Here is a 22,854-nt window from a genome sequence, read left to right on the forward strand (position 1 = left end):
TGCGGGTCTCGATCGAAGATCGGCCACCGCCCCGGCCACTGCCAGGGCATCGTGCGCGCAGTCGCGGATCGCACCGCGAACAGAAAGATCCCACGTGACAGAACCCGTCATCTCCGCCGTCGAGACCGTTCTCGACAACGGCAAGTTCGGCACCCGCACCGTCAAGTTCGAGACCGGGCTCCTCGCCCGCCAGGCCGCCGGCTCGGTGACCGCCTACCTCGACGACGACACCATGCTGCTCTCGGCCACCACGGCCGGCAAGCATCCCAAGGACCACTTCGACTTCTTCCCCCTGACGATCGACGTCGAGGAGCGGATGTACGCCGCGGGCCAGATCCCCGGCTCGTTCTTCCGCAGCGAGGGCCGTCCCGGCGAGGACGCGATCCTCACCTGCCGCCTCATCGACCGTCCGCTGCGCCCGACGTTCAAGAAGGGCCTGCGCAACGAGGTCCAGGTCGTCATCACCGTGATGGCGCTCAACCCCGACGCGCCGTACGACGTCCTGGCGATCAACGCCGCGTCGCTGTCCACCCAGCTCTCCGGCCTGCCGTTCTCCGGCCCGGTCGGCGGCGTCCGCGTCGCCCTCATCGAGGGCCAGTGGGTCGCCTTCCCGAGCCACAGCCAGCTCGAGAACGCCGTCTTCGACATGGTCGTCGCCGGCCGCGTCACCGAGACCGGCGACGTCGCGATCATGATGGTCGAGGCCGAGGCCACCGAGCAGACCTGGACCCTGGTCCAGGGCGGCGTGCAGGCGCCGACCGAGGAGGTCGTGGCCGGTGGCCTCGACGCCGCGAAGCCCTTCATCAAGCAGCTGTGCGACGCCCAGGCCGAGCTGGCCAAGGAGGCCGCCAAGCCGGTCCAGGACTTCCCGGTCTTCCTCGACTTCGAGGACGACGTCTACGACGCCGTCGCCGCCGCCGCCTCCGAGGGCGCCGGCTCCGCGCTGGTCATCGCCGACAAGCTCGAGCGCGAGGCCGCTCTCGACGCCGTCAAGGCCTCGCTTCTCGACCAGCTCGGCGCCCAGTTCGAGGGTCGCGAGAAGGAGATCGGGGCCGCGTTCAAGGCGGTCACGAAGTCCCTCATGCGCGAGCGCGTGCTGCGCGACAAGATCCGCATGGACGGCCGCGGCCTCGCCGACATCCGTCCGCTGCACGCCGAGGTCGGCGTGATCCCGCGCGTTCACGGCTCGGCCCTGTTCGAGCGCGGCGAGACCCAGATCCTGGGTGTCACCACGCTGAACATGCTGACCCTGGAGCAGAAGCTGGACACGCTCTCCCCGGAGAAGACGCGCCGCTACATGCACAAGTACATCTTCCCGCCGTTCTCCACCGGCGAGACCGGCCGCGTGGGCTCGCCCAAGCGTCGCGAGGTCGGCCACGGTGCGCTCGCGCGCCGCGCGCTGCTGCCGGTGCTGCCGACGCGTGAGGAGTTCCCCTACGCGATCCGCCAGCTCTCGGAGGCCATGGGCTCCAACGGCTCCACCTCGATGGGCTCGGTCTGCGCCTCGACCCTGTCGCTGCTGCAGGCCGGTGTCCCGCTGCGGGCCCCCGTCGCCGGCATCGCGATGGGCCTCATCTCCGGTGAGGTCGACGGCAAGACCGAGTACGTCGCGCTGACCGACATCCTCGGTGCCGAGGACGCGATGGGCGACATGGACTTCAAGGTCGCCGGCACCCCGGACTTCGTGACCGCGCTCCAGCTCGACACCAAGCTCGACGGCATCCCCGCCGAGGTCCTGGCCGCCGCGCTGAACCAGGCCAAGGAGGCCCGCACGGCCATCCTCGCGGTCATGAACGAGGAGATCAGCGTCCCGGAGGAGATGTCGGTGCACGCGCCGCGCATCATCACGGTGCGCATCCCCGTCGACAAGATCGGCGAGGTCATCGGCCCGAAGGGCAAGGTGATCAACCAGATCCAGGACGACACCGGCGCGTCGCTGTCCATCGAGGACGACGGCACGATCTACATCGGTGCGACCAACGGCGAGGCCGCCGAGGCCGCCCGCCAGGCCGTCAACGCGATCGCCAACCCGACCATGCCCGAGGTCGGCGAGCGCTACCTCGGCACGGTCGTCAAGACGACCAACTTCGGTGCGTTCGTCTCGCTGATGCCCGGCAAGGACGGCCTGCTGCACATCAGCAAGCTGCGTGGCCTGGCCGGCGGCAAGCGCGTCGAGGCCGTCGAGGACGTCCTGTCGGTGGGCCAGAAGGTCCAGGTCGAGATCGCCGAGGTCGACGACCGCGGCAAGCTGTCGCTCATCCCCGTGGTCGAGGAGGACGCCGCCGAGGCGACCGCCGAGACCGCGGACGCCGAGTGACCGACGCTCCACAGTCGACCCGCCCGAGCTCCTCGGGCGGGTCGACGCCTTCTCGGGGTGCGGGGAGGGCCGCCGGCGCGCAGCCGGTCGGCTCGACCCGCACCCTGCAGACGGTGCGCGACGCCGACGGGCAGGTGACCTCGCGCGTACGCCGTACCGTCCTGCCCGGCGGGCTGCGCGTCGTCACCGAGCAGCTCGCCGGAGCCCGGTCGGCCAGCATCGGCGTCTGGGTCGGCATCGGCTCGCGTGACGAGACCGCGAAGCTGCACGGCGCCTCGCACTTCCTCGAGCACCTGCTGTTCAAGGGCACTCCCGAGCGCTCCGCGCTGGACATCTCCATCGCGCTGGACGCGGTCGGCGGCGAGTTCAACGCGTTCACCGCCAAGGAGTACACCTGCTTCCACGCGCGCGTGCTCGACGAGGACCTGCCGCTGGCCGTCGACGTGCTCGGCGACATGATCACCAGCTCGCGGATCACCGACGAGGACGTCGAGGCCGAGCGCGACGTGATCCTCGACGAGATCGCCATGCACGACGACGACCCCGACGACGTCGTCCACAACCTCTTCGCCGAGCAGGCGTGGGGGAGCGGTACGCCGCTGGGCCGGCCGATCGCCGGCTCCGTCGAGTCGATCGAGGCACTGACCCGCGCCCAGATCCTGCGCTTCTACCGGCGCCACTACCGCGCCCCCAACATGGTCGTCGCGGTCGCCGGCAACCTCGACCACGCCACGGTCGTGCGCCAGATCCGACGCTCGTTCGGGCGCAACGACTTCCTGAGCAGGGACGCGCCCCCCGCGCCGCCGCGCACCTCACGCCGTACGACCAAGGTGCGGGCGGGCGCGGTCACGGCCGTGCGGCCCTTCGAGCAGGTCAACCTGGTCCTCGGCATGCAGGGCCTGCCCCGCAGCGACGAGCGCCGCTTCTCGCTCGCCGTGCTCAACACCGCCCTGGGCGGCGGCACCTCGAGCCGGCTCTTCCAGGAGGTGCGCGAGCGCCGCGGCCTGGCCTACTCGGTCTTCTCCTTCGCCAGCAACTACGCCGACTCCGGCGTCGTCGGTGTCTCGGTCGGCTGCCTGCCGTCCAAGCTCGACGAGGTTCTCGCGGTCGTGCGCAGCGAGCTGGCCAAGGTGGCCGCCGAGGGCATCTCCGCCGACGAGCTCGCCCGGGGCAAGGGCCAGCTTCGCGGCGGCCTGGTCCTCGGCCTGGAGGACTCCGGCTCCCGGATGTCTCGCCTGGGCAAGGCCGAGCTCGTCCACGACGAGCTGCTCGGCATCGACGAGGTCCTCGCCCGCATCGAGGCCGTCACGCTCGACGACGTCCGCGCCATCGCCGCCGAGGTCTTCGCCCGGCCGGAGGTGCTTGCGGTGGTGGGGCCGGCGTAGGGGCAGGGTTATCAGCAGATGCTGATAACCCTGACGTTCTGGGGCGGAACTCTGGGCCAGAAGCGCCAGTTCTGGCCCAGAACCTCCATCGCCGCGCCGCGCCGCGCCGCGCCGCGCCGCGGCTAGGTCGCCAGCAGTACGACGCCGGCGCAGGCGGAGGCCCAGAGCACGCTGGTGAACGTGCCGATGATGAAGCGCTCGGCGGTGCCGGTGTTCTCCTGGTTGCGCAGCTCGGGGTAGCGGCCCAGGCCCTTGAGGGCGAGCGAGATCGCGACGCCCTCGGGCCACCCGGCCATCAGGCTGGCGGCGACGGCCGCGCGCTCGAGGCCGCCGATCCAGGCGCCGCCGCGCAGGACCTCCTCGGCCTGCTGCATGCTCTGCGCGCCCGTGCCGCCCTGGCGGTCCACGAACGCGAACACCCACGCGGTGACGGGGCCGCCGCCCGCGATCGCCAGGAGCCCGGCCAGGGCCACGCCCACGGCCACGGGCGTCTCCCCCTCCAGCTCGGCGGGTACGGCGGTCGCCAGCGCGGCGGCCAGCACGGCGAGGGAGGCCGGTGGCCAGATGCTGCGGCCGGCGGGCGTCCAGCCCCAGGCGGCCGCGACGGCGCCCGCCGCGAGCAGGGCGAGCACGAGGGCGCCGGTCTCGTCGGGGGTCATGGGGTGGCTCCTGTCGGGTCGATGAGCTGGCCGGCGAGGTAGGTGACGAGCTCGCGGGCGCGCCGCCCCTCGACGATGCCGGCCGGCTGCGCGCGCTGGCTCACGGCCGACTGGGTGATGCCGAGGCGCCGCCCGGCCTCCTCGTAGGAGAGACCCTGGGCGTCCACGAGGTCGGCGACCTCCCAGCCGCGGGCGGTGCGCCGTGCGAGCACCGCAGCCCACAGCCACAAGGTCGTCTCGAGAGCACGGGCCGGACCGGCGCCCGTGCCGTCGACGACGCGCAGGTGCCAGGGGCTGGACTTGGCCGCGGTGACGGCCTCCCGGGCGTGTACGAAGGCCGCTCCGGAGCCGGCCCGGGTCGAGGGCGGCAGGGGCAGGTCGACCGCCCCGAAGCCCACCCCGATATTCCACGCGCCGGCGCGCAGCAGCATCTCGAGGGCGGCCGCCAGGGCGGCCGGGTCGTCCAGGACGCCTTGGAACTCGTCACCGGCGGTGCGCTCGAAGCCGCGCAGCTGGGGGAGCCGGGCGAGCTGCCCGAGGGTGGCCGGCACCAGGTCGGGGCCACTGCGGCTGCCCTGCTGGTCGGCGGTGAGGACCGCAAGCATCCGCCCCACCTCCGATCTGGCTGTCGCCTGATGAGCACCCTACATTAGGCAGCAACCTAATGTCGAGCAATCATAAGGCTCTTGCCTTATCGGCGGCCGATGATGCCGATGACCGCGGGCTGCTTGTTGTCGATGACCGACACCCGGAACCCACCCTGGGCCAAGGCGGCGGACGCCCGCTCGAGCACCCGCGGCACCTCCTCGGGCCTGCTGGCCTCGTAGAACAGGTACACCGCGCCGCCGGGGACCACGCGCTCGTGCAACAGCGCCACCTCGTCGGCGCAGTCGCGCACCCAGAACAGGTTCACGTTGAAGGCGAACACCTTGGTCAGCCGCTTGACCGGGACCCGCAGAGTGGCCAGGTCGATCTGGCGGACCGTGAGCCGTCCGGACTCGACATGGGCGGCGTTGCGCCGCTTCGTGCGGTCGACGCCGGACTCCGAGCGGTCGATGGCGAAGAGCTTGCCGCTCTCGAGCTTCGCGCAGATGAGCTCCGCCGCCGCGCCGGGACCACACCCGATCTCCAGGACGTGGTCAGCCGGCTGAACGTCCATGAACTCCACTGCCCAACGGATGCGGGCCGGGATCGTGTTCGCCGCCATGGGCACCAGCCTGCCAGACGCAGGCGCCCGCGTGCAGGGACGGGGCCACCTCGAGGCCTCGGTGTCGCGCTAGATTGCTCCGGTGGCGAGGATCAAGGTGGGCGTGCTCGGCGCGCGGGGAAAGGTTGGCGCCGAGGTCTGCGCGGCCGTCGAGGCGGCGGACGACGCCGAGCTGGTCGCCGCCGTGGACCAGGGTGACGACATCGAGACCCTGGTCGAGCGGGGCGCCGAGGTCGTCGTCGACTTCACCCACCCCGACGTCGTGATGGACAACCTCGCCTACTGCATCCGCCACGGCCTGCACGCCGTGGTCGGCACCACCGGGTTCGACGAAACGCGGCTCGGCGTGCTGCGCGACCTGCTCGACGACGTGCCCGACGTGGGTGTCCTGATCGCCCCCAACTTCTCCATCGGCGCGATCCTGATGATGCGCTTCGCCGCCGTCGCCGCACCCTTCTACGAGTCGGTCGAGATCGTCGAGCTCCACCACCCCGACAAGGCTGACGCGCCGTCGGGGACCGCACGCCGTACGGCGGAGCTGATCGCGGCCGTACGCCGCGAGGCGGGCCTCCCCGCACCGCCCGACGCCACGAGCACCGCACTGGACGGGGCTCGGGGGGCCGACGTCGACGGCATCCGCGTGCACGGCCTGCGGCTACGGGGGCTCGTGGCGCACCAGGAGGTGCTCCTGGGCGGCGTGGGGGAGACGCTCACGATCCGGCACGACTCGATGGACCGGACCTCCTTCACGCCCGGGGTGCTCACCGGCGTCCGCCAGATCCGGAGCCGCCCCGGGCTGACCGTCGGGCTCGAGCACCTCCTCGACCTGGACTGATCCGGCCCACGGCTCGCGCCGCCAGGCCGACGCGACCGTTTCTGCAGGTTTGTGCAGTGCACACACGTGCACCCACCGCACCGGTGCGCCCGGCCGCCCGGTGCGCCAGGGTCTTTCGCAGGGACGGCCACTCCGGTACGTCGCAGAGAGGACCAGAATGCGCACGTCACTCGGACTCGCCGTCGCGGCGGTGCTCGCGGCCGGCACCCTCGGCGCCCAGGCCACCTCGGCCGCCGGCGCCCCCACCTTGGCCGCCGACCGCCAGCACCCCGTCACCGGAGCCCTGGCGGCGCTGGCCCAGCACCCCACCGCGGCACGCTCGTCGGCCGGGCAGGAGTTCCTGCCCGGCGGCACCGTGGTGGATCCCGACGGGAGCACCCACGTGCGCCTGGAGCGCACCTACTCGGGTCTCCCGGTGCTCGGCGGCGACCTCGTCGTCCACCGCGGCCCGGCCGCCGGCTGGGAGGGGGTCAGCCAGACCCTCGCCGCTCCGCTGGAGCTCGCCACCACCCCCGCAGTGGCCGGTACGACCGCGCAGGAGCGGGCCCTGAGCGCCGCCGGCGCACTGAAGGGCATCCGCAACCTCCGCGCCGGCGACAGGGCTCCGCGGCTGGTCGTCGATGCGCTCGTCGCCACGCCGCGCCTGGCCTGGGAGGTCACCACGCTGGGCCGCCACGCGGACGGCACCCCGAGCCGGCTGGCGACGTACGTCGACGCCCGCAGCGGCCAGGTCCTTCGGCGCGAGGAGCGCATCCAGACCGTGGACGGCTCCGGGCAGTCGCTCTACAGCGGCGCCGTGCCGATCCAGGTGGCGCGGTCCGGCTCGGCCTACACCCTGACCGACCCGACTCGCGGCAACGCCAAGACCACCGACATGCAGAACAGGCAGGACTCCATCCTGTGCCAGGTCCTCGGGGCCGGCTGCAGCAACGGCGTCGCGTACTCCAGCCCCGATACGTCGTTCGGCAACGGCACCAGCGCCGACCGCGAGTCGGCCGCCGTCGACGCCCACTACGGCGGCGCCGTCACCTTCGACTACTTCAAGCAGGTGCACGCTCGCAACGGCATCTTCGGCGACGGCACGGGCGCGCCCAGCCGCGTCCACTACGGCAAGGGCTACGTCAACGCCTTCTGGGACGGCACCAAGATGACGTACGGCGACGGCGACGGCGTCGAGTTCGGCCCGCTGGTCTCGCTCGACGTCGCGGGCCACGAGATGAGCCACGGGGTCACGGAGAACACGGCCGGGCTCACCTACTCCGGCGAGTCCGGCGGCCTCAACGAGGCCACCTCCGACATCTTCGGGACGATGGTGGAGTTCTACGCCGCCAACGCCGCCGACCCGGCCGACTACCTGGTCGGCGAGGAGTTCGACCTCGCCGGCCACCAGGGCCTGCGCCGCATGGACAACCCGATCGCCGACGGCAGCTCACCCAACTGCTGGAGCGCCAACACCAAGAACCTCGACGTCCACTACTCCTCGGGCGTCGGCAACCACTTCTTCTATCTGCTGGCCGAGGGCTCTGGCGCGAAGATCATCGGCGGCGTCGCCCACAGCTCCTCGACCTGCAACGGCACGACGGTCACCGGCATCGGCCGCGACGCGGCCCAGAGGATCTGGTTCCGGGCGCTGGACGTCTACATGACCTCCGGCACCACCTATGCGCAGGCCCGCACCGCCACGCTCAGCGCGGCCGCGGACCTGTACGGCGCCGGTAGCGCGCAGCACACCGCCGTCGCCTCGGCCTGGAGCGCCGTCAGCGTGAGCTGACCGTCTCCCAAGGGGAAGGGGCCCGTGCCGGACGGAACCGGCACGGGCCCTTCTCGTCGTCCCACGGGTAGACAAGATTCACCGGGCACCCGGTGAATCTCACGCTGCCCGTATGAAGCTTCGTGGGGGAGCCGGGAGTTTCACCGGGCACCCGGTGAAACTCCCCTCCGTACGTCGGCGCTACGGCTCGACGGTGACCTTGATCGCGGCGCCGCGCTGGACGATGTCGAAGGCGTCGAGGACCCGGTCGAGGGGGATGTGCTCGGTGATCAGGTCCTTGACGGGGACCTGGCCGGTGGAGATGTACTCCAGGGCGCGCTTGTTGTGCTCGGGGGCGGAGCCGTTGGCGCCGTGGATGTGCAGCTGGCGGTAGTGCACGACGTTGGAGTCGCAGGTGATGGTCGGGTCGGTCTTGGGCAGGCCGCCGAAGAACGAGATCCGCCCGTTGCGCGCGGCCATCGCGATGGCCTGCTCCTGGGTGACGTTGGCTGCGGTCGCGGTGATGATGACGTCCGCGCCCCGGCCGCCAGTGAGCTCCATGACCCGCTCGACGACGTCGACCTCGGCGCCGTTGATGACCTCGTCGGGCTGAACGGCTTCGGCCGACATCGCGAGGCGGTCGGCGTTGACGTCGATGAGGAAGACCTTGCCGGCCTGGTGGACGCCGCGCGCGATGCGGATGTGCATGCAGCCGATCGGGCCGGCGCCGAAGACGACGACGGTGTCGCCGGCCTCGATGCCGAGCAGCTCCTGGGCGTTGATCGCGCACGCGAAGGGCTCGGCCGCCGACGCCTCGTCGTAGCCGACGTTGTCGGGGATCCGGTTGAGGCCGTCCACCTTGAGCACCTGCTTCGGGACGATCATGTACTCGGCGAACCCGCCGTCGTACTGGTAGCCGACCGAGGTCTGGTTCTGGCAGACCGCCATCCAGCCCTTCTGGCACTCGTAGCACTCGCCGCACGGCACCGCCGCGATCACCTGGGCGCGGTCGCCGACCTGCCAGTCGCCGCCGTACGTCGCCTGCACGTCGGCCCCGACCTCGACGACCTCGCCGGCGATCTCGTGCCCGATGGTGCGCGGGGGCGTGAGGTTCTGGTGGCCGTTGTGGAGGATCTTCACATCGGTGCCGCAGGTCGAGCAGTTCTTGACCTTGAGCTTGATCTCGTCGGGCCCGCACGTGGGCTCCTCGACGTCCTCGATGCGCACGTCCTCGGGGGCGTAGAACCTCAGGGCCTTCATTCGTCCTCCAGCTGGGGGTCAGGGGGTGGCCGGCCTCTGCCGACCGCGCGTGATGTGACCATGGATACTACCGCATTTGTGGGTTTGATACTGAGTGTGTGGGTTTAGGCTCTTGACGGACGTGAAGTTGAGGAGATACAAAGGCATTCGAAGATCGTGATCGGTGTCACACGCCGATGACTCAGCCCCAGCCCGCTCAAGGGAGAGCTCGATGACCAGCACCGCCACCACGGGGTCCGCCAGCGGCGGGCTTCGCACCCAGGTTCAGCGCTTCGGCACGTTCCTGTCCAACATGGTTCTGCCCAACATCGGCGCGTTCATCGCCTGGGGCCTGATCACCGCTCTGTTCATCGAGACCGGCTGGATCACCTTGATCGGCAAGGACGTCTTCGGCTACGAGGGCGGCTACGGCTTCGTGGAGGACCTCGGGGCCTGGGGCTCCGGCGCCGACGGCACCGGCATCGTCGGCCCGATGATCACCTACCTGCTGCCGTTGCTCATCGGCTACACCGGCGGCCGGATGATGTACGACGACAACATCCGCGGTGGTGTCGTCGGCGCAATCGCCACCATGGGCGCCATCGCCGGTGCCTCGGTGCCGATGTTCCTGGGCGCCATGGTGATGGGCCCCCTTGCGGGCTGGTCCATGAAGCGCCTCGACGCCCTGTGGTCGCACAAGATCCGCCCCGGCTTCGAGATGCTCGTCAACAACTTCTCCGCCGGCATCTGGGGCGGCTTCCTCGCCGTCATCGGCTTCGTCCTCGCCGGCCCCTTCGTTGAGGAGTTCAGCAAGCTGGCCTCCAACGTCGTCAACACCCTCGTCGACAACAACCTGCTGCCCCTGACCTCGATCTTCATCGAGCCGGCCAAGATCCTCTTCCTCAACAACGCGATCAACCAGGGCATTCTCACCCCTCTCGGCACGACCGAGGCTAAGGACACCGGTCAGTCGATCCTGTTCATGCTCGAGGCCAACCCCGGCCCCGGACTGGGTCTGCTCCTCGCGTTCGCCGTCTTCGGCAAGGGAGTCGCCAAGGCGTCCGCCCCTGGCGCGATCCTCATCCAGTTCGTCGGCGGCATCCACGAGATCTACTTCCCCTACGTTCTGATGAAGCCGATCCTGGTGCTGGCCGTCATCGCCGGCGGCATGTCCGGCGTCGCGGTCAACGTCGCCTTCGACTCCGGCCTGCGGTCTCCGGCATCGCCCGGATCGATCATCGCGGTCTGGACGTCGTCGCCGCCCAGCAGCCTGGTCGGCGTGACGCTGTCGGTGGTCGTCGCGGCCGCTGTGTCCTTCCTGGTGGCCTCGTTCCTGCTCAAGATCGACCGCAGCGTCGACGAGGGCGACCTGGGCGCGGCCACGGCTGCGATGGAGGCCAACAAGGGCAAGAAGTCGTCGGTGGCCGGGATGCTGACGCGTCGCGACGCGGACCGCACCGGCCCCATCACCTCCATCGTGTTCGCCTGCGACGCCGGCATGGGGTCCTCGGCGATGGGTGCGTCGGTGCTGCGCAAGAAGATCCAGGCAGCCGGGCACCCCGAGGTCACGGTCGTCAACAAGGCGATCTCGAACCTCACCGACGACTACGACCTCGTGGTCACGCACCAGGACCTCACCGAGCGGGCGCGGCTCAAGACCGGGTCGGCGATCCACGTCTCGGTCGAGAACTTCATGAACAGCCCGCGTTACGACGAGATCGTGCAGCTGGTCGAGGAGTCCGGCGAGAGTGGGGGATCGGCGGCCGCCGAGCCGGAGGCCTCCTCGGCCGCCGCCTCCGCCGGTGTCGGCGGGCTGCTGTCGCCGGAGTCGATCGTGCTGGACGCGGGGTCGGGGACGCGCGAGGAGGCGATCACCCGCGCCGGTGAGCTGTTGGTGGCCGCCGGCGCCGTGGAGCCGTCGTACGTCGACGCCATGCACGAGCGCGAGCAGTCGGTGTCCACCTACATGGGCAACCTGCTCGCGATCCCGCACGGCACCAACGAGGCCAAGCCCGCGATCAAGCGGAGCGCGATCTCGTTCGTGCGCTACTCCGACGGGGTGCAGTGGAAGAACAAGGAGGTCAAGTTCGTCATCGGCATCGCGGCGCAGGGCGACGACCACCTCAAGCTGCTGGGACAGATCGCGGAGGTCTTCTTGGACTCCGAGCGGGTGGCCCGCCTGGAGGCGGCCACGAGCGCCGACGAGGTCCAGGAGGTCCTCGGGGCGGTGCAGCCGGTGTGACCTGGTCGGTGCCGCCCTCAGAGCAGCCGCAGCAGCGCCGCGATGAGGGCGGCACCGAACACCACGACGAGGAACGGTGCCCTCAGCAGGAGCAGCACCATCGCCGCGGCCAGCGCCGCGGCGCGCGCGTCCAGCACCAGGTCGTGACCGCCGGTGAAGACCTGCACCGCGACCAGTCCCGACAGCAGGGCGACCGGGATCAGGTCGGCGATGCGGGCGACCAGCGGTCGCTCGAGGACCCGCGGCGGGACCGAGAGCCCCGCCAGCTTGAGCAGGTAGCAGCCGACCGCCGCCACGAGGATCGCCGTCCAGGTCATGGCGTGCTCCTCGAACGGAGCAGCAGGCCGGCCAGTAGGGCGACGCCTCCGGCGACCAGCACGGGTACGCCGGCCGCCGTCACCGGCACCGCGCCGAGGGCCACGACGGCGGCCAGCAGCGCGACCGCGAGGTTGCGGCGCTCCTGCAGCCGCGGCCAGAGCAGCGCGAGGAACGCCGCCCCGACGGCGGCGTCCAGGCCGTACGTGCGCGGGTCGCCGATGGCCGTGCCGGCGACGGCGCCGAGCAGCGTGAAGAGGTTCCACAGGACGAAGATCGACACGCCCGTGGTCAGGAAGCCGGTCCGGGCCCCCTCCCTGGTCCTGCGGGTTACCGACATCGCCGTCGACTCGTCGATCACCAGGTGGGCGGCGCCGAGACGACGGGGCCCGGTCCAGCCCAGGAGCCCTGCCAGCCGCAGGCCGTAGAGCGTGTTGCGGGTGCCGAGGAGCAACGCCGTCAGCGCGCCGGAGAACGGCGCGCCCCCGGAGGCCAGCACCCCGACGAGGGCGAACTGCGAGGCGCCGGTGAACATCAGCAGCGACAGGGCGCAGGTCTGCAGCACGTCCAGCCCGGAGGCGACCGAGACGGCGCCGAAGCTCACGCCGTAGGTGCCGGTGGCCAGGCCGACGCCGAGGCTGTCGCGGACGATGCGCCGGCGGTCCTCGGGGTCTGCCGACGGCGGGGTCACGAGAAGGCGGTGTGCAGGCGGACCTGCTTGACCTGCGTGCTGCCGGTGCCGTCCAGGTCCAGCGTGCGGTGCGCGCCGTCCGGCGCCCATCCCGCCTCGCTGAGGAAGACCCGGGTCGCGTCGTCCGTCGCCAGTGTCCAGACCATCGCATGGGTGAACCGGTCGGCCAGCATCGTGTCGACGGCGGCCTGGAGCAGCCGCGAGCCGTGCCCCTTGCCGCGCTCCTCGGGCGCGACGGTGAGCTCCTGCATCTCGCCGTCGGAGACCGGGTCGCAGTCGGGGTCCGAGGCCGGGCCGACGATCGCGAAGCCGCACACCCGGTTGCGCTCCAGCGCCACCAGCACCCGGTTGCGGGCGTCCTGCGGCTTGCGCAGCGCCTCCTGCCAGGCGGCTGCGGCGGCCCCCGGGTCGTGGGGGAGCGCCTCGGCCGGCAGGACGTCGGCGTACTGCTCGCGCCAGGTGCGCACCTGGAGCTCCGCGATGGCCGCGGCGTCGTCGGCCCAGGCGATGCGCACGGACACGTCGGCGATGGGGCTGCTCACGCGATCATCTTGGCATCTCGTCGTCGACGAGGTGGCGCAGGTAGGCGTCGGGGCGCTCCAGGAAGCGGCGCCAGTGGTCGACGACCTGCAGGTCCTCCCATGCCGTCTCGCGAAAGCCCCACTCGCCGACCTCCAGGATCCGCGCGCCCGGCATCGCGGCAAGGACGGGGGAGTGGGTGGCGCACAGGACCTGCCCGCCGGCGGCCGTGACCCGCTGGAGGACCGCGACCAGCGCGAGCGTGGACGAGAACGACAGCGCGGCCTCGGGCTCGTCGAGGCAGTAGAAGCCGGCGGAGCCGAAGCGGCTCTCGAGGACCGCCAGGAACGACTCGCCGTGGCTGAGCTCGTGGAACGGCACGTCGCCGCCGAGGTCCTCGATGTAGGTGTACCAGCCGTGCATCGTCTCGGCGCGCAGGAAGAAGCCCCACCGGCTCGCCCCGATCCCGCGGCGTACGGCGAGGGCGCGGTGCAGCGGCGACTCGGACTCACGGGTGGAGTGCCGGCTGTGGGTCGAGCCGCCCTCGGGCGAGAGGCCGTACGCCGCGGCGACGGCCTCGACGACGGTCGACTTGCCCGAGCCGTTCTCACCGACCAGGAACGTCACCCCGCGGGCGAGCTCGAGCCCCTCGCGGGCGAGCTGCCGGACGACCGGCAGCGTCATCGGCCAGGACCGGGGCTCCAGGTCGTGGCCGGGGTCCACCTCGACGCGGCGCACGGGGGGCTGGTCGAAGTCCACGCGCCCAGGGTAGGCGCGCCCGGCTGGGAGCGGCGTCCTAGTGTCGGTGGCATGGAGATTCGTAACCTCGGAGCAAGCGGCCTGAAGATCTCGGCCATCTCGTACGGCAACTGGCTGACCCACGGGTCGCAGGTGGAGGAGGACGCCGCGCTGGCGTGCGTCCGGCAGGCCCTCGACGAGGGCATCACCACCTTCGACACCGCCGACGTCTACGCCAACACCGCGGCGGAGACCGTGCTGGGCAAGGCGCTGGCCGGCGAGCGCCGCGAAGGGCTGGAGATCTTCACCAAGGTCTACTGGCCCACCGGTCCAGGCGCGCACAACGACCACGGGCTGTCGCGCAAGCACATCCTGGAGTCCATCAACGGCTCGCTGCAGCGCCTCGGCACCGACTACGTCGACCTGTACCAGGCCCACCGCTACGACCACGAGACGCCGCTCGAGGAGACGATGGAGGCCTTCGCCGACGTCGTGCGCTCCGGCAAGGCGCTCTACATCGGGGTCTCGGAGTGGCGCGCGGAGGAGATCCGGGCCGCGCACGCGCTGGCCCGCGAGCTGCACGTCCCGCTGGTGTCCAACCAGCCGCAGTACAACATGTTGTGGCGCGTCATCGAGGCCGAGGTCGTGCCGACCTGCGAGGAGCTCGGGCTCGGCCAGGTGGTGTGGTCGCCTATCGCGCAGGGCGCGCTGACCGGCAAGTACCAGCCGGGCAAGCAGCCGCCGGCGGGGTCGCGGGCCACCGACGACAAGGGCGGGTCGAACATGATCTCGCGCTGGCTCAAGGACGACGTCCTGGAGCGCGTGCAGCGGCTGCGGCCCGTCGCCGACGAGGCCGGGCTGAGCATGGCGCAGCTGGCCGTGGCCTGGGTGCTGCAGAACCCCAACGTCTCCAGCGCGATCATCGGCGCCAGCCGCCCCGAGCAGGTGACCGAGAACGTCAAGGCCGCAGGCGTGAGCCTCGACGAGTCGACGATGAGCGCCATCGACGAGGCCGTCGGAGACGTCGCCGAGCGCGACCCCGCTAAGACGCAGTCGCCGCCGAGGCGGGACTTCGGCTGACCGCCGCGGCGCCGGCGGTCGCCAGCACCAGCCCGACCGCCACGCCGACGGCCCAGCCGTCGCGCACGCCGTCACCGAGGAGCGCCACCCCGATGGCCGCCGGCAGCAGCGTCTGCCCGACGATCATCGGGGCGGTGGTCCCGGTGACCGCGTTGGAGTGCATTCCGAGCGAGTAGAGCCAGAACGACACCAGCCCGAAGGCCGGTACGGCGAGCGCGGCCAGCACGACCGGCGCCTCGAGCGGCAGGCCGACCCCGCGCACCGCGATGGCCGATCCGGCGTACCCGAGGCCGGCGAGCGCGCCCAGCACGGGGCCGGACCACTCCCGGCCGACCATCGCGGCCGCGAGCAGCAGCACGACGCCGAGCGCGACCGGCAGCGCGAAGGCCCAGGTCGTCACGACCTCGCCGGGCTCCCCGGAGCCCAGCGACAGCAGGGCGAGCCCGGCCGTGACGGCGCCGACGCCCACCCAGTCGCCGCGGGACAGGTTCTCGCTGACCCGGCGCGACGCCAGCGCGGTCACCGGCAGCGACAGCGAGATCAGCGCCTGCGCCAGGTAGAGCGGCAACAGCCAGATCGCGACCGCGTGCAGCACGAAGCCGCCGAGGTAGGCAGCGACCACGAGCATGGTGAGCGGGTCGCGCACCGAGCGCAGCACGAAGCCCACCAGATGGGTGGGCCGCCCCCCGATCCGGCGTACGGCGGAGGCCTGGACCACCGCCGCGACACCGAACAGCGCGGCGGCCACCAGGCCCGCGAGGAGCCCGGCGACCTGGTCGCTCACCGGTAGTGCTCGGGGAGCTCCTGGCCGATCTTGACCTGCGTCTTGGGCATCCGCATGAACCTCATCTGCATCGCGCGCGTGATCGTGTAGTACGTGGTGCCCTTCAGCGGCTCACCGGGGAAGCGGCGCGCGATCTCCTTGCGCACCCGGCGCCGGAGCAGGAGCAGGTCGACGCCGACCAGCAGCAGCGTGCCGAGCAGCAGCGTGTTGCCCATGCTGCGCAGGTCGGGGTTGCCGGAGTAGCCGAGCACCATGGTGACGATCAGCAGCGGGATCATCAGCTCGACGATCGAGAAGCGGGAGTCGACGTAGTCGCGGATGAAGCGTCGCACCGGCCCCTTGTCGCGCGGCATCAGGTAGCGCTCGTCGCCGGTCTTCATGGCGGAGCGGACCTTCTGGCTCGACTCGATCTTGGCCTGGCGCTGCTGCTGCGCGATCTCCTTGCGGGTGCGCGGCACCTTGGCCCGGGCCTTGGCCGCGGCCTCGGCCTCGCGGCGCGTGGGGGTCGGTCGGCCCTTGCCGCCCTCCCTGGCGGTGGCGGCGGCGTCGGCGGTGGTGGTGGTCTCTGGCTTGCTACGACGGAACAACGAAAGGCCTTCAGCAGGATGGGCGGGAGCGATACCCCCTCAGAGTACCTGCGTGGTCGCGGACGTCACCGTCGGCGCCGTAGGGTGAAGTCCACGTCGTTGCACTCCGCTCCACCTGAGAGGGACCCCCGCATGAGCCTCATGAAGCGCGTCAGCCTGATCTTCCGGTCGAAGGCCAACCAGGCCCTCGACCGGGCCGAGGACCCCCGCCAGACGCTGGACTACAGCTACCAGCGCCAGCTCGACCTGCTCTCCAAGGTACGCCGCGGCGTGGCCGACGTGGCGACGAGCCGCAAGCGCGTCGAGCTGCAGGTGGCCCAGCTCGAGCAGCAGTCGGCCAAGCTGCAGGACCAGGCCGAGAAGGCGCTGTCGATGGACCGCGAGGACCTCGCCCGCGAGGCGCTGACCCGCAAGTCCGGCCTGGTCGGCCAGATCAACGACCTCAAGGCGCAGCACGCCAACCTCCAGGGCGAGGAGGAGAAGCTGACGCTGGCCCAGCAGCGCCTCCAGGCGAAGGTCGAGTCGTTCCGCACCCGCAAGGAGACGATCAAGGCGACCTACACCGCCGCCGAGGCGCAGAGCCGGATCGGCGAGGCCATGTCCGGCATCGGCGAGGAGATGGGCGACGTGGGGATGGCGATCCAGCGCGCCGAGGACAAGACGGCGCAGCTGCAGGCCCGCGCCGGCGCCATCGACGAGCTGATCGCCTCCGGCGCGCTCGACGACGCCTCCTCGCTCAACGCCGGCGACGACATCAGCCGCGAGCTGGAGTCGATGAGCTCGCAGGCCGACGTGGAGGCCGAGCTGGCGCGGATGAAGGGCCTGTCCTCCGGGTCGGCCCCTGACGCGATCGAGGCCGGGTCCGAGCAGCCGGAGGGGGAGCAGCCGCGATGAGCTCGCTGATCGTGCGCATCCTGGGGGAGGGCCAGTACGACGTGCCCGACAGCGCCCTGGACACCCTGAACCAGCTGGACGCGACGCTCGAGGCCGCCGTCGAGACCGGCGACGAGGCGACCTTCCGCGAGGCCCTCACCGCGCTGCTCGACGGCGTACGCGGCCAGGGGGTGGCCCACCCGCTCGACTCTCTGGACGAGTCCGACCTGATCCTCCCGCCGGCCGACGCGACCATCGATCAGGTCCGCGAGCTGCTCGCCGACGACGGGCTGATCCCCGGCTGAGGCCCCGCTTGGAGGCACCGGGAGAATGGGGCCATGGCTCGTACACGGTTCATTGGTGACTCGGGGCTCACCGCCCGCATGACCCTGGTGATGTTCCTGCTCGGGGCGCTCTTCGTCGCCCTCGTGGTGGGCCTGGCCTACGCCGCCGGCGGTGGTCTGGGCATCCTCATCGGGATCGCCGGCATCGGCATCGCGGTCTACCAGTGGTCGTCCTCCGACAAGATCGCCATGCGCGCCATGCGGGCGCGGGAGGTCAGCCCCGAGGAGGCTCCCGAGCTGCACGGCATGATCGACCGCCTGTGCGCCCTGGCCGACATGCCCAAGCCCCGTGTCGGCATCGCGCACACCTCGGTCCCCAACGCCTTCGCGACGGGCCGCTCGCCCAACCGCTCGGTCGTGTGCGTCACGACCGGCATCATGGGCGTCCTCACGGCCGAGGAGCTGGAAGGCGTCCTGGCCCACGAGCTCTCCCACGTCGCGCACCGCGACGTCCTGGTCATGACCGTGGCCTCGTCGGCCGGCATCGCCGCCGGCATGCTCACCCAGGGCGCCCAGTACGGCGGCCTGGGGCTGCTGGGCGGGCGTCGCGACAACAACAACGGCCTGCCCGTGTGGCTGATCGTGCTCCTGGTCAGCCTGGTCGTCTACGCCGTGAGCTTCGTGCTGCTGCGGCTGCTCTCTCGCTACCGCGAGCTGTCCGCAGACCGGGCCGGCGCCTACCTCACGATGAAGCCCGCGGCCCTGGCCTCGGCGCTGCAGAAGATCACCGGCGAGATGAACCAGATCCCGCAGAAGGACCTGCGTCAGGTGAGCGCGGCCAGCGCCCTGTGCATCGCACCGGCGGTCGCCGGCGTCTCGCTGCGCACGCTCACCTCCACCCACCCCTCGCTCGAGCAGCGCCTCGAGCAGCTCGCCAAGATCCAGGCCGAGCTCGGCCGGCCCACCGCCTGATGGGCTTCTGGCAGGCGGTCATGGGCCGCTCCCGTCCCAAGCAGGCCGACCTCGATGCCCTGTTCCTGATCCCGAGTGCGGCGGTCACGCTCCAGACCGCGATCGGGCTGACCCCCACCGGAGTCGGCTCGGTCTGCTACCGAGCCGCGGACGGCGCCGGCTTCGCCGAGACCCAGAGCGACGTGGTGGAGCTCATCACCGGCGCCGTCGACGCGCCGGAGGTGGCGGTGAGCCACGACGACTTCGGCTTCACCTGGCTGAGCGTCCACCGGCAGCCGGACGACATGGGCGGGCTCTGCACCGACCTGCACGCCGTCAACACCACCCTGGAGGCGGAGGGCTTCGGACCGTCGTTGCTGTGCTCGCTGGTGCCGTTCGCCGACTCCGCCGGCCGCCGCGTGGGGCTGGTCTACCTCTACAAGCAGTCGTCCTTCTACGCGTTCGCCCCCACGGGGCCGCAGCAGCGCGACAACCTGCTGGAGATCCAGGTGCGCGACACGCTGCGCGACGAGATCCCGATGGAGCAGGACCTCTCCCGCTGGCTCGCGCTCTGGGGCGCCCCCGGCCTGTGACCGGATCCCCGGCGGGGAGCCGGGTAGGCCCGCCGGGTGAACGCGCCCGCTAGTCCTTGTGGGAGCGGCCCGGCAGGTCGAGCATCCGCTGCAGGGCGACCAGGGCGTCGCGCTCGGTGTCGTCGTCCACGTCGATCTGGTTGACCACGATCCCGTTGACCAGCGACTCCAGCGCCCACACCAGGTGCGGCAGGTCGATCCGGTTCATCGTCGAGCAGTAGCAGACGTTCTTCTCGAGGAAGACGATGTTCTTGTCGGGGTGGTCCTGCGCCAGCCGCTTGACCAGGTTGAGCTCGGTGCCGATCGCCCAGCTGGTGCCCGCCGGCGCGGCCTCGATGGTCTTGATGATGAACTCGGTCGAGCCGACCAGGTCGGCCTTGAGCACGACCTCGTGGGTGCACTCGGGGTGCACCAGGACCTGGATGTCGGGGACCGTCGCGCGCAGGGTGTCGATGACCTCCGGGCTGAAGCGGCCGTGCACGGAGCAGTGGCCCTTCCACAGGATCATCGTCGCGTCGACGAGCTGCTGGGTGGTCAGGCCGCCGTTGGGCTGCTGGGGGTCCCACACCACGCAGTCCTCCAGCGTGAGGCCCATCTTGAGCACCGCGGTGTTGCGGCCCAGGTGCTGGTCGGGGAAGAACAGCACCTTGCCCCGGCGCCCGTCGGCGGCCAGGTCCTGCTTCTGGTCGAAGGCCCACTCCAGCGCCGTCTCGGCGTTGGAGGAGGTGCACACGATGCCGCCGTTGCGGCCGCAGAACGCCTTGATGTCGGCGCTGGAGTTCATGTAGGTCACCGGGACGACGGCGTCCTGGACGCCGGCCACGGCGAGCGCGTCCCACGCGTCCTCCACCTGGGAGAGCACCGCCATGTCGGCCATGGAGCACCCCGCGGAGAGGTCGGGCAGCACGACCCGCTGGTGCGGCCCGGTGAGGATGTCGGCGGACTCGGCCATGAAGTGCACGCCGCAGAAGACGATGTACTCCGCCTCCGGGCGGCCCGCGGCGTCGCGGGCCAGCTTGAACGAGTCCCCGGTGACGTCCGCGAACTGGATGACCTCGTCGCGCTGGTAGTGGTGCCCGAGCACGAACACCCGGTCGCCGAGAGCCTCCTTGGCGGCGCGGGCCCGCTCGACCAGGGCGGGGTCCGAGGCCTCGGGCAGGTCGCCGGGGCACTCGACGCCGCGCTCGGAGGAGAGGTCCACGCCTCGGCCGAGCGGCAGGAGGGGCAGGTCGACGGTCGTCATGGCAGCGATCCTAGTTCGGTGTGGCCGGGGTCTCAGAGCAGGGCACCGTGGTGAACGTAGGGCGAGGGCGGGCTCATTCCCCGCAGCGCGAGGTAGCCCTCCGTGCGCAGCTCGAGCCGGGCGGCGAGGCCGACGTCGATCGCCCACTCGTTGGCGTCGGTGAGGTGGGCAACGGTGTGCTCGGCGCCGCCGTCGGCGATCGCCGCCCACAGCAGCCGCGTGGCCGCGGCGCGGGTGGTGGCCGCGAGCAGCTCCACCCGGCCCTCGGCGAGGTAGGCGTAGCCCGAGCCGGTCGTGGAGTCCGACACGATCGGACGCCACAGCCGCTGCATCAGCTCGTGGTTCGGCCCGTGCGCCGCGCCGCGGACCTGCCGGTCGATGGAGTTCATGAGGTCGGTGTCGGCCGCCGAGCCGTCGCGCACCTTCTCGATGACCGGGATCGCGGAGCGGTCGACCGTGCCGGTGAGGTGCATCTGGGGGTGCAGCGAGAAGCCGGCCAGGCGGTAGCGGCGGACCGCCCGGGGGTCGCTCGAGGCCGACAGCATGCCGCGCAGGCAGCCGCGGCCGTGGTGCAGCGCCGCGTCGAGCAGCTGCTTGCCGATGCCGCGCGACTGCAGATCCGGCCGGACGGCGTACGTCGCGAGACACCAGGTCTTGTCGCGCACGAAGGAGGTCGCCATCCCGATCATCCCGGTGTCGTCGTCGGCCACCCAGCAGCCGCCCGGGTCGGTCTCGAGGAGATGGTGGGTGCGGGTCAGCCAGTCGGCCCGGCGTACGCCGGATCGCGGCTGCGGCTCGGGGTCGCAGAGGCGACGGGTCCGGCGGTCGAACTCCACGAAGCACTGCGCGCTCAGCCGCTCCGCTACGGGCACGTCGTCGGGTCGCATCGGCCGGATCGTCACCTCGGTCACGGCGCCAGCCTAGGTGTCGGCCAGGATGGGGCCCATGCGAGTCCTGGTGGCGCCCGACAAGTTCGCCGGCACGCTCACGGCGGTCGAGGCGGCCCGCGCCATCGCGGCCGGCTGGGCGCGGCGGGCGCCCGGCGATGAGCTCGACCTGGCCCCGATGTCGGACGGGGGGCCCGGGTTCGTCGACGTCCTGCACGAGACGCTGGGCGGGGAGCTCCTGGCGGTGACCGTGAGCGGGCCGTTCGGGGCGCCGACGCCGGCGACGGTGCTCGTGGTCGGCGACACCGCCTACGTCGAGAGCGCCCAGGCCTGCGGCCTGCCGCTGGTGGCCGGCCGGGACGCCGAGCGCGCCACCACGACCGGGGTCGGTGAGCTGGTGCTGGCCGCGGCCGCGACCGGGGCGAGCACCGTCGTGGTCGGGCTCGGCGGCAGCGGCACCAACGACGGCGGCGCCGGGCTCCTGTCCGCGCTGGGCGCCACCGCGGACGGCGTCCTCGACGCCGGACCGGCCGCGTTCGGCGACCTGGGCACCGTCGACCTGGCACCGGCCCGCGCCCGGGTCGCTGGCCTGCGCCTGGTCGTCGCGACCGACGTCGACATCCCGCTGGCCGGGCTGTTCGGGGCGACCAAGACCTTCGGGCCGCAGAAGGGCATCGTCGAGGACCGGCTGGTGACCGTGGACGGGTGGCTGGAGCGGTTCGCGGCCGCGGCCGACCGTCGTACGGCGCTGGAGAAGGGGGCCGGCGCCGCCGGTGGCCTCGGCTTCGCGCTGCTGTGTCTCGGTGGAGTGCGCGAGCCGGGCATCGAGCTGGTCACGGCGGCGGTGGGCCTGGCCGAGCGGGCGCGCAGAGCCGACCTGGTCCTGACCGGGGAGGGGGCCTTCGACTTCTCCAGCCGCTCCGGCAAGGTGCCCTACGGCGTCGCGGCGGTCGCACAGGAGGCCCTGCGGCCGTGCGTCGCGCTGGCCGGGCAGGTGCTCGTCGGCTCCCGCGAGATGCGCGCCCTCGGCGTCGAGTCGGCCCACTCCCTGGTCGACCTGGTGGGGGAGGAGCGCGCCTTCGCCGACCCGGCCGGCTCCCTGGAGGCCCTCGCGGAGCGCGTCGCCCGCACCTGGTCCCGATGAGGGGTGCGGGGAATAACCCGCCGTGTGCGAGGATTGGCAGAGGTAAGAAACCCGCACACGGACTGGGAGTCACACATGACCGAGCAGGTCGATACCACCACTGAGCGTCGCACGGACCAGATCAACCTGAGCCCGGTGGCGGCCGCCAAGGTGCAGAGCCTCCTCGCGCAGGAGGGTCGTGACGACCTCCAGCTGCGCATCTCGGTGCAGCCCGGCGGCTGCAGCGGCCTGCGCTACCAGCTGTTCTTCGACGAGCGCAGCCTGGACGGCGACGTCGTCACCGACTTCGACGGCGTCAGCGTCGTCGTCGACCGGATGAGCGTCCCCTACCTCAACGGCGCGATGATCGACTTCGTCGACAGCATCGAGAAGCAGGGCTTCACGATCGACAACCCCAACGCCACGGGCTCGTGCGCGTGCGGAGACTCCTTCCACTGATCACCACCGCGCAGCGGATGCGATGATGGTGGTCGAGCAGCGACCGCGGCTGAGGCACGAAGCCGCGACGGAGCGTGTCGAGACCCCGTGAGC

General features: G+C 71.6%; 24 protein-coding genes. 12 read left to right on the top strand and 12 right to left on the bottom strand.

Translation table 11 applies throughout. The features are described from left to right. Positions 1-94 precede the first annotated feature (94 nt). A complete protein-coding gene (locus LQ940_RS07680; protein WP_231242410.1) occupies positions 95-2,317 on the top strand; it encodes a polyribonucleotide nucleotidyltransferase in 2,223 nt (740 codons plus the stop codon). Between the two features lie 113 nt (positions 2,318-2,430). Then, on the top strand, positions 2,431-3,702 hold the full coding sequence (locus LQ940_RS07685; protein ID WP_231242411.1) for a M16 family metallopeptidase: 1,272 nt from the start codon (positions 2,431-2,433) through the stop codon (positions 3,700-3,702). A 122-nt stretch (positions 3,703-3,824) separates the two neighbouring features. Here the strand turns inward: LQ940_RS07685 and LQ940_RS07690 are convergent, their stop codons facing one another. From LQ940_RS07690 to LQ940_RS07700, 3 genes are all read right to left on the bottom strand, one after another. Next, positions 3,825-4,361, bottom strand: a complete 537-nt coding sequence (locus LQ940_RS07690; protein ID WP_231242412.1) for a hypothetical protein — start codon at positions 4,359-4,361, stop codon at positions 3,825-3,827. Beyond that, positions 4,358-4,966, bottom strand: coding sequence for a transposase (locus LQ940_RS07695; RefSeq protein ID WP_231242413.1), 609 nt, complete (start codon positions 4,964-4,966; stop codon positions 4,358-4,360). Before LQ940_RS07695 ends, LQ940_RS07690 begins: the two co-directional genes overlap by 4 nt. 86 nt (positions 4,967-5,052) lie before the next feature. Next, on the bottom strand, positions 5,053-5,568 hold the full coding sequence (locus tag LQ940_RS07700) for a class I SAM-dependent methyltransferase (RefSeq protein ID WP_231242414.1): 516 nt from the start codon (positions 5,566-5,568) through the stop codon (positions 5,053-5,055). Positions 5,569-5,659: 91 nt separating this feature from the next. Here LQ940_RS07700 and dapB point away from each other — a divergent pair, with 91 nt between their 5' ends. Both dapB and LQ940_RS07710 read left to right on the top strand, forming a co-directional pair. After that, positions 5,660-6,403 (top strand): 4-hydroxy-tetrahydrodipicolinate reductase, encoded by a 744-nt coding sequence (gene dapB / locus LQ940_RS07705; protein ID WP_231242476.1) that lies wholly within the window; start codon positions 5,660-5,662, stop codon positions 6,401-6,403. Positions 6,404-6,560: 157 nt separating this feature from the next. After that, positions 6,561-8,174, top strand: a complete 1,614-nt coding sequence (locus tag LQ940_RS07710) for a M4 family metallopeptidase (RefSeq protein ID WP_231242415.1) — start codon at positions 6,561-6,563, stop codon at positions 8,172-8,174. A gap of 180 nt (positions 8,175-8,354) precedes the next feature. On the opposite strand, the gene LQ940_RS07715 is transcribed toward LQ940_RS07710, so the two are convergent. After that, positions 8,355-9,413, bottom strand: coding sequence for a zinc-dependent dehydrogenase (locus LQ940_RS07715; protein ID WP_231242416.1), 1,059 nt, complete (start codon positions 9,411-9,413; stop codon positions 8,355-8,357). 211 nt (positions 9,414-9,624) lie between these two features. Between LQ940_RS07715 and LQ940_RS07720 the strand changes: the two genes are divergently transcribed. Beyond that, the gene (locus LQ940_RS07720) at positions 9,625-11,634 is read left to right on the top strand and encodes a PTS mannitol transporter subunit IICBA (RefSeq protein WP_231242417.1); all 2,010 of its coding nucleotides are present in this window, start codon (positions 9,625-9,627) and stop codon (positions 11,632-11,634) included. Between the two features lie 17 nt (positions 11,635-11,651). Here the strand turns inward: LQ940_RS07720 and LQ940_RS07725 are convergent, their stop codons facing one another. From LQ940_RS07725 to LQ940_RS07740, 4 genes are read right to left on the bottom strand one after another with little or no spacing between them, the layout of a single operon-like run. Continuing rightward, a complete protein-coding gene (locus LQ940_RS07725) occupies positions 11,652-11,951 on the bottom strand; it encodes an AzlD domain-containing protein (protein WP_231242418.1) in 300 nt (99 codons plus the stop codon). Continuing rightward, positions 11,948-12,640 (bottom strand): AzlC family ABC transporter permease, encoded by a 693-nt coding sequence (locus LQ940_RS07730; protein ID WP_231242419.1) that lies wholly within the window; start codon positions 12,638-12,640, stop codon positions 11,948-11,950. Before LQ940_RS07730 ends, LQ940_RS07725 begins: the two co-directional genes overlap by 4 nt. After that, complete coding sequence (locus LQ940_RS07735) at positions 12,637-13,182, bottom strand: GNAT family N-acetyltransferase (RefSeq protein ID WP_231242420.1); 546 nt, start codon at positions 13,180-13,182, stop codon at positions 12,637-12,639. Before LQ940_RS07735 ends, LQ940_RS07730 begins: the two co-directional genes overlap by 4 nt. A 4-nt stretch (positions 13,183-13,186) precedes the next feature. Next, entirely contained in the window at positions 13,187-13,918 is a 732-nt protein-coding gene (locus tag LQ940_RS07740; protein WP_231242421.1) for an AAA family ATPase, read from the bottom strand. Between the two features lie 51 nt (positions 13,919-13,969). Here LQ940_RS07740 and LQ940_RS07745 point away from each other — a divergent pair, with 51 nt between their 5' ends. After that, positions 13,970-14,977 (top strand): aldo/keto reductase family protein, encoded by a 1,008-nt coding sequence (locus LQ940_RS07745; RefSeq protein ID WP_231242422.1) that lies wholly within the window; start codon positions 13,970-13,972, stop codon positions 14,975-14,977. On the opposite strand, the gene LQ940_RS07750 is transcribed toward LQ940_RS07745, so the two are convergent. Together LQ940_RS07750 and LQ940_RS07755 are read right to left on the bottom strand one after the other, a co-directional pair. Further along, positions 14,940-15,761 carry a hypothetical protein gene (locus LQ940_RS07750; RefSeq protein WP_231242423.1) on the bottom strand — a complete coding sequence of 274 codons (822 nt, stop codon included), beginning with the start codon at positions 15,759-15,761 and terminating at the stop codon, positions 14,940-14,942. The genes LQ940_RS07745 and LQ940_RS07750 overlap by 38 nt on opposite strands. Further along, entirely contained in the window at positions 15,758-16,348 is a 591-nt protein-coding gene (locus LQ940_RS07755) for a DUF3043 domain-containing protein (RefSeq protein WP_231242424.1), read from the bottom strand. The genes LQ940_RS07750 and LQ940_RS07755 overlap by 4 nt, the downstream gene beginning before the upstream one ends. A 132-nt stretch (positions 16,349-16,480) precedes the next feature. On the opposite strand from LQ940_RS07755, the gene LQ940_RS07760 reads away from it, so the two are divergent. From LQ940_RS07760 to pspAB, 4 genes are read left to right on the top strand one after another with little or no spacing between them, the layout of a single operon-like run. Next, the gene (locus LQ940_RS07760) at positions 16,481-17,242 is read left to right on the top strand and encodes a PspA/IM30 family protein (RefSeq protein WP_231242425.1); all 762 of its coding nucleotides are present in this window, start codon (positions 16,481-16,483) and stop codon (positions 17,240-17,242) included. Continuing rightward, the gene (pspAA, locus tag LQ940_RS07765) at positions 17,239-17,526 is read left to right on the top strand and encodes a PspA-associated protein PspAA (RefSeq protein WP_308217424.1); all 288 of its coding nucleotides are present in this window, start codon (positions 17,239-17,241) and stop codon (positions 17,524-17,526) included. Before LQ940_RS07760 ends, pspAA begins: the two co-directional genes overlap by 4 nt. Before the next feature lie 33 nt (positions 17,527-17,559). Then, positions 17,560-18,477, top strand: coding sequence for a zinc metalloprotease HtpX (gene htpX / locus LQ940_RS07770; RefSeq protein WP_231242426.1), 918 nt, complete (start codon positions 17,560-17,562; stop codon positions 18,475-18,477). Then, positions 18,477-19,049, top strand: coding sequence for a PspA-associated protein PspAB (gene pspAB / locus LQ940_RS07775; protein WP_374229514.1), 573 nt, complete (start codon positions 18,477-18,479; stop codon positions 19,047-19,049). The genes htpX and pspAB overlap by 1 nt, the downstream gene beginning before the upstream one ends. Positions 19,050-19,098: 49 nt before the next feature. Here the strand turns inward: pspAB and nadA are convergent, their stop codons facing one another. Both nadA and LQ940_RS07785 read right to left on the bottom strand, forming a co-directional pair. Further along, entirely contained in the window at positions 19,099-20,292 is a 1,194-nt protein-coding gene (nadA, locus tag LQ940_RS07780) for a quinolinate synthase NadA (RefSeq protein ID WP_231242428.1), read from the bottom strand. 32 nt (positions 20,293-20,324) lie between these two features. Continuing rightward, the gene (locus LQ940_RS07785) at positions 20,325-21,203 is read right to left on the bottom strand and encodes a GNAT family N-acetyltransferase (protein WP_231242429.1); all 879 of its coding nucleotides are present in this window, start codon (positions 21,201-21,203) and stop codon (positions 20,325-20,327) included. 34 nt (positions 21,204-21,237) lie between these two features. On the opposite strand from LQ940_RS07785, the gene LQ940_RS07790 reads away from it, so the two are divergent. Next, positions 21,238-22,323, top strand: a complete 1,086-nt coding sequence (locus LQ940_RS07790) for a glycerate kinase family protein (RefSeq protein ID WP_231242430.1) — start codon at positions 21,238-21,240, stop codon at positions 22,321-22,323. Between the two features lie 75 nt (positions 22,324-22,398). Then, positions 22,399-22,761: an iron-sulfur cluster insertion protein ErpA gene (gene erpA / locus LQ940_RS07795; protein ID WP_231242431.1), complete on the top strand. Its 363-nt coding sequence runs from the start codon at positions 22,399-22,401 to the stop codon at positions 22,759-22,761. Positions 22,762-22,854 lie beyond the last annotated feature (93 nt).

It is taken from the genome of Nocardioides sp. cx-173 (assembly GCF_021117365.1).
GTDB lineage: Bacteria > Actinomycetota > Actinomycetes > Propionibacteriales > Nocardioidaceae > Nocardioides.

Coding starts and splice junctions, on each gene's coding strand:
- LQ940_RS07710 (WP_231242415.1), top strand. CDS start 6,561: ATGCGCACGTCACTCGGACTCGCCGTCGCGGCGGTGCTCGCGGCCGGC.
- pspAA (WP_308217424.1), top strand. CDS start 17,239: ATGAGCTCGCTGATCGTGCGCATCCTGGGGGAGGGCCAGTACGACGTG.
- pspAB (WP_374229514.1), top strand. CDS start 18,477: ATGGGCTTCTGGCAGGCGGTCATGGGCCGCTCCCGTCCCAAGCAGGCC.
- nadA (WP_231242428.1), bottom strand. CDS start 20,292: ATGACGACCGTCGACCTGCCCCTCCTGCCGCTCGGCCGAGGCGTGGAC.
- LQ940_RS07715 (WP_231242416.1), bottom strand. CDS start 9,413: ATGAAGGCCCTGAGGTTCTACGCCCCCGAGGACGTGCGCATCGAGGAC.
- htpX (WP_231242426.1), top strand. CDS start 17,560: ATGGCTCGTACACGGTTCATTGGTGACTCGGGGCTCACCGCCCGCATG.
- LQ940_RS07745 (WP_231242422.1), top strand. CDS start 13,970: ATGGAGATTCGTAACCTCGGAGCAAGCGGCCTGAAGATCTCGGCCATC.
- LQ940_RS07690 (WP_231242412.1), bottom strand. CDS start 4,361: ATGACCCCCGACGAGACCGGCGCCCTCGTGCTCGCCCTGCTCGCGGCG.
- LQ940_RS07720 (WP_231242417.1), top strand. CDS start 9,625: ATGACCAGCACCGCCACCACGGGGTCCGCCAGCGGCGGGCTTCGCACC.
- LQ940_RS07700 (WP_231242414.1), bottom strand. CDS start 5,568: ATGGCGGCGAACACGATCCCGGCCCGCATCCGTTGGGCAGTGGAGTTC.
- LQ940_RS07760 (WP_231242425.1), top strand. CDS start 16,481: ATGAGCCTCATGAAGCGCGTCAGCCTGATCTTCCGGTCGAAGGCCAAC.
- LQ940_RS07725 (WP_231242418.1), bottom strand. CDS start 11,951: ATGACCTGGACGGCGATCCTCGTGGCGGCGGTCGGCTGCTACCTGCTC.
- erpA (WP_231242431.1), top strand. CDS start 22,399: ATGACCGAGCAGGTCGATACCACCACTGAGCGTCGCACGGACCAGATC.
- LQ940_RS07790 (WP_231242430.1), top strand. CDS start 21,238: ATGCGAGTCCTGGTGGCGCCCGACAAGTTCGCCGGCACGCTCACGGCG.
- LQ940_RS07695 (WP_231242413.1), bottom strand. CDS start 4,966: ATGCTTGCGGTCCTCACCGCCGACCAGCAGGGCAGCCGCAGTGGCCCC.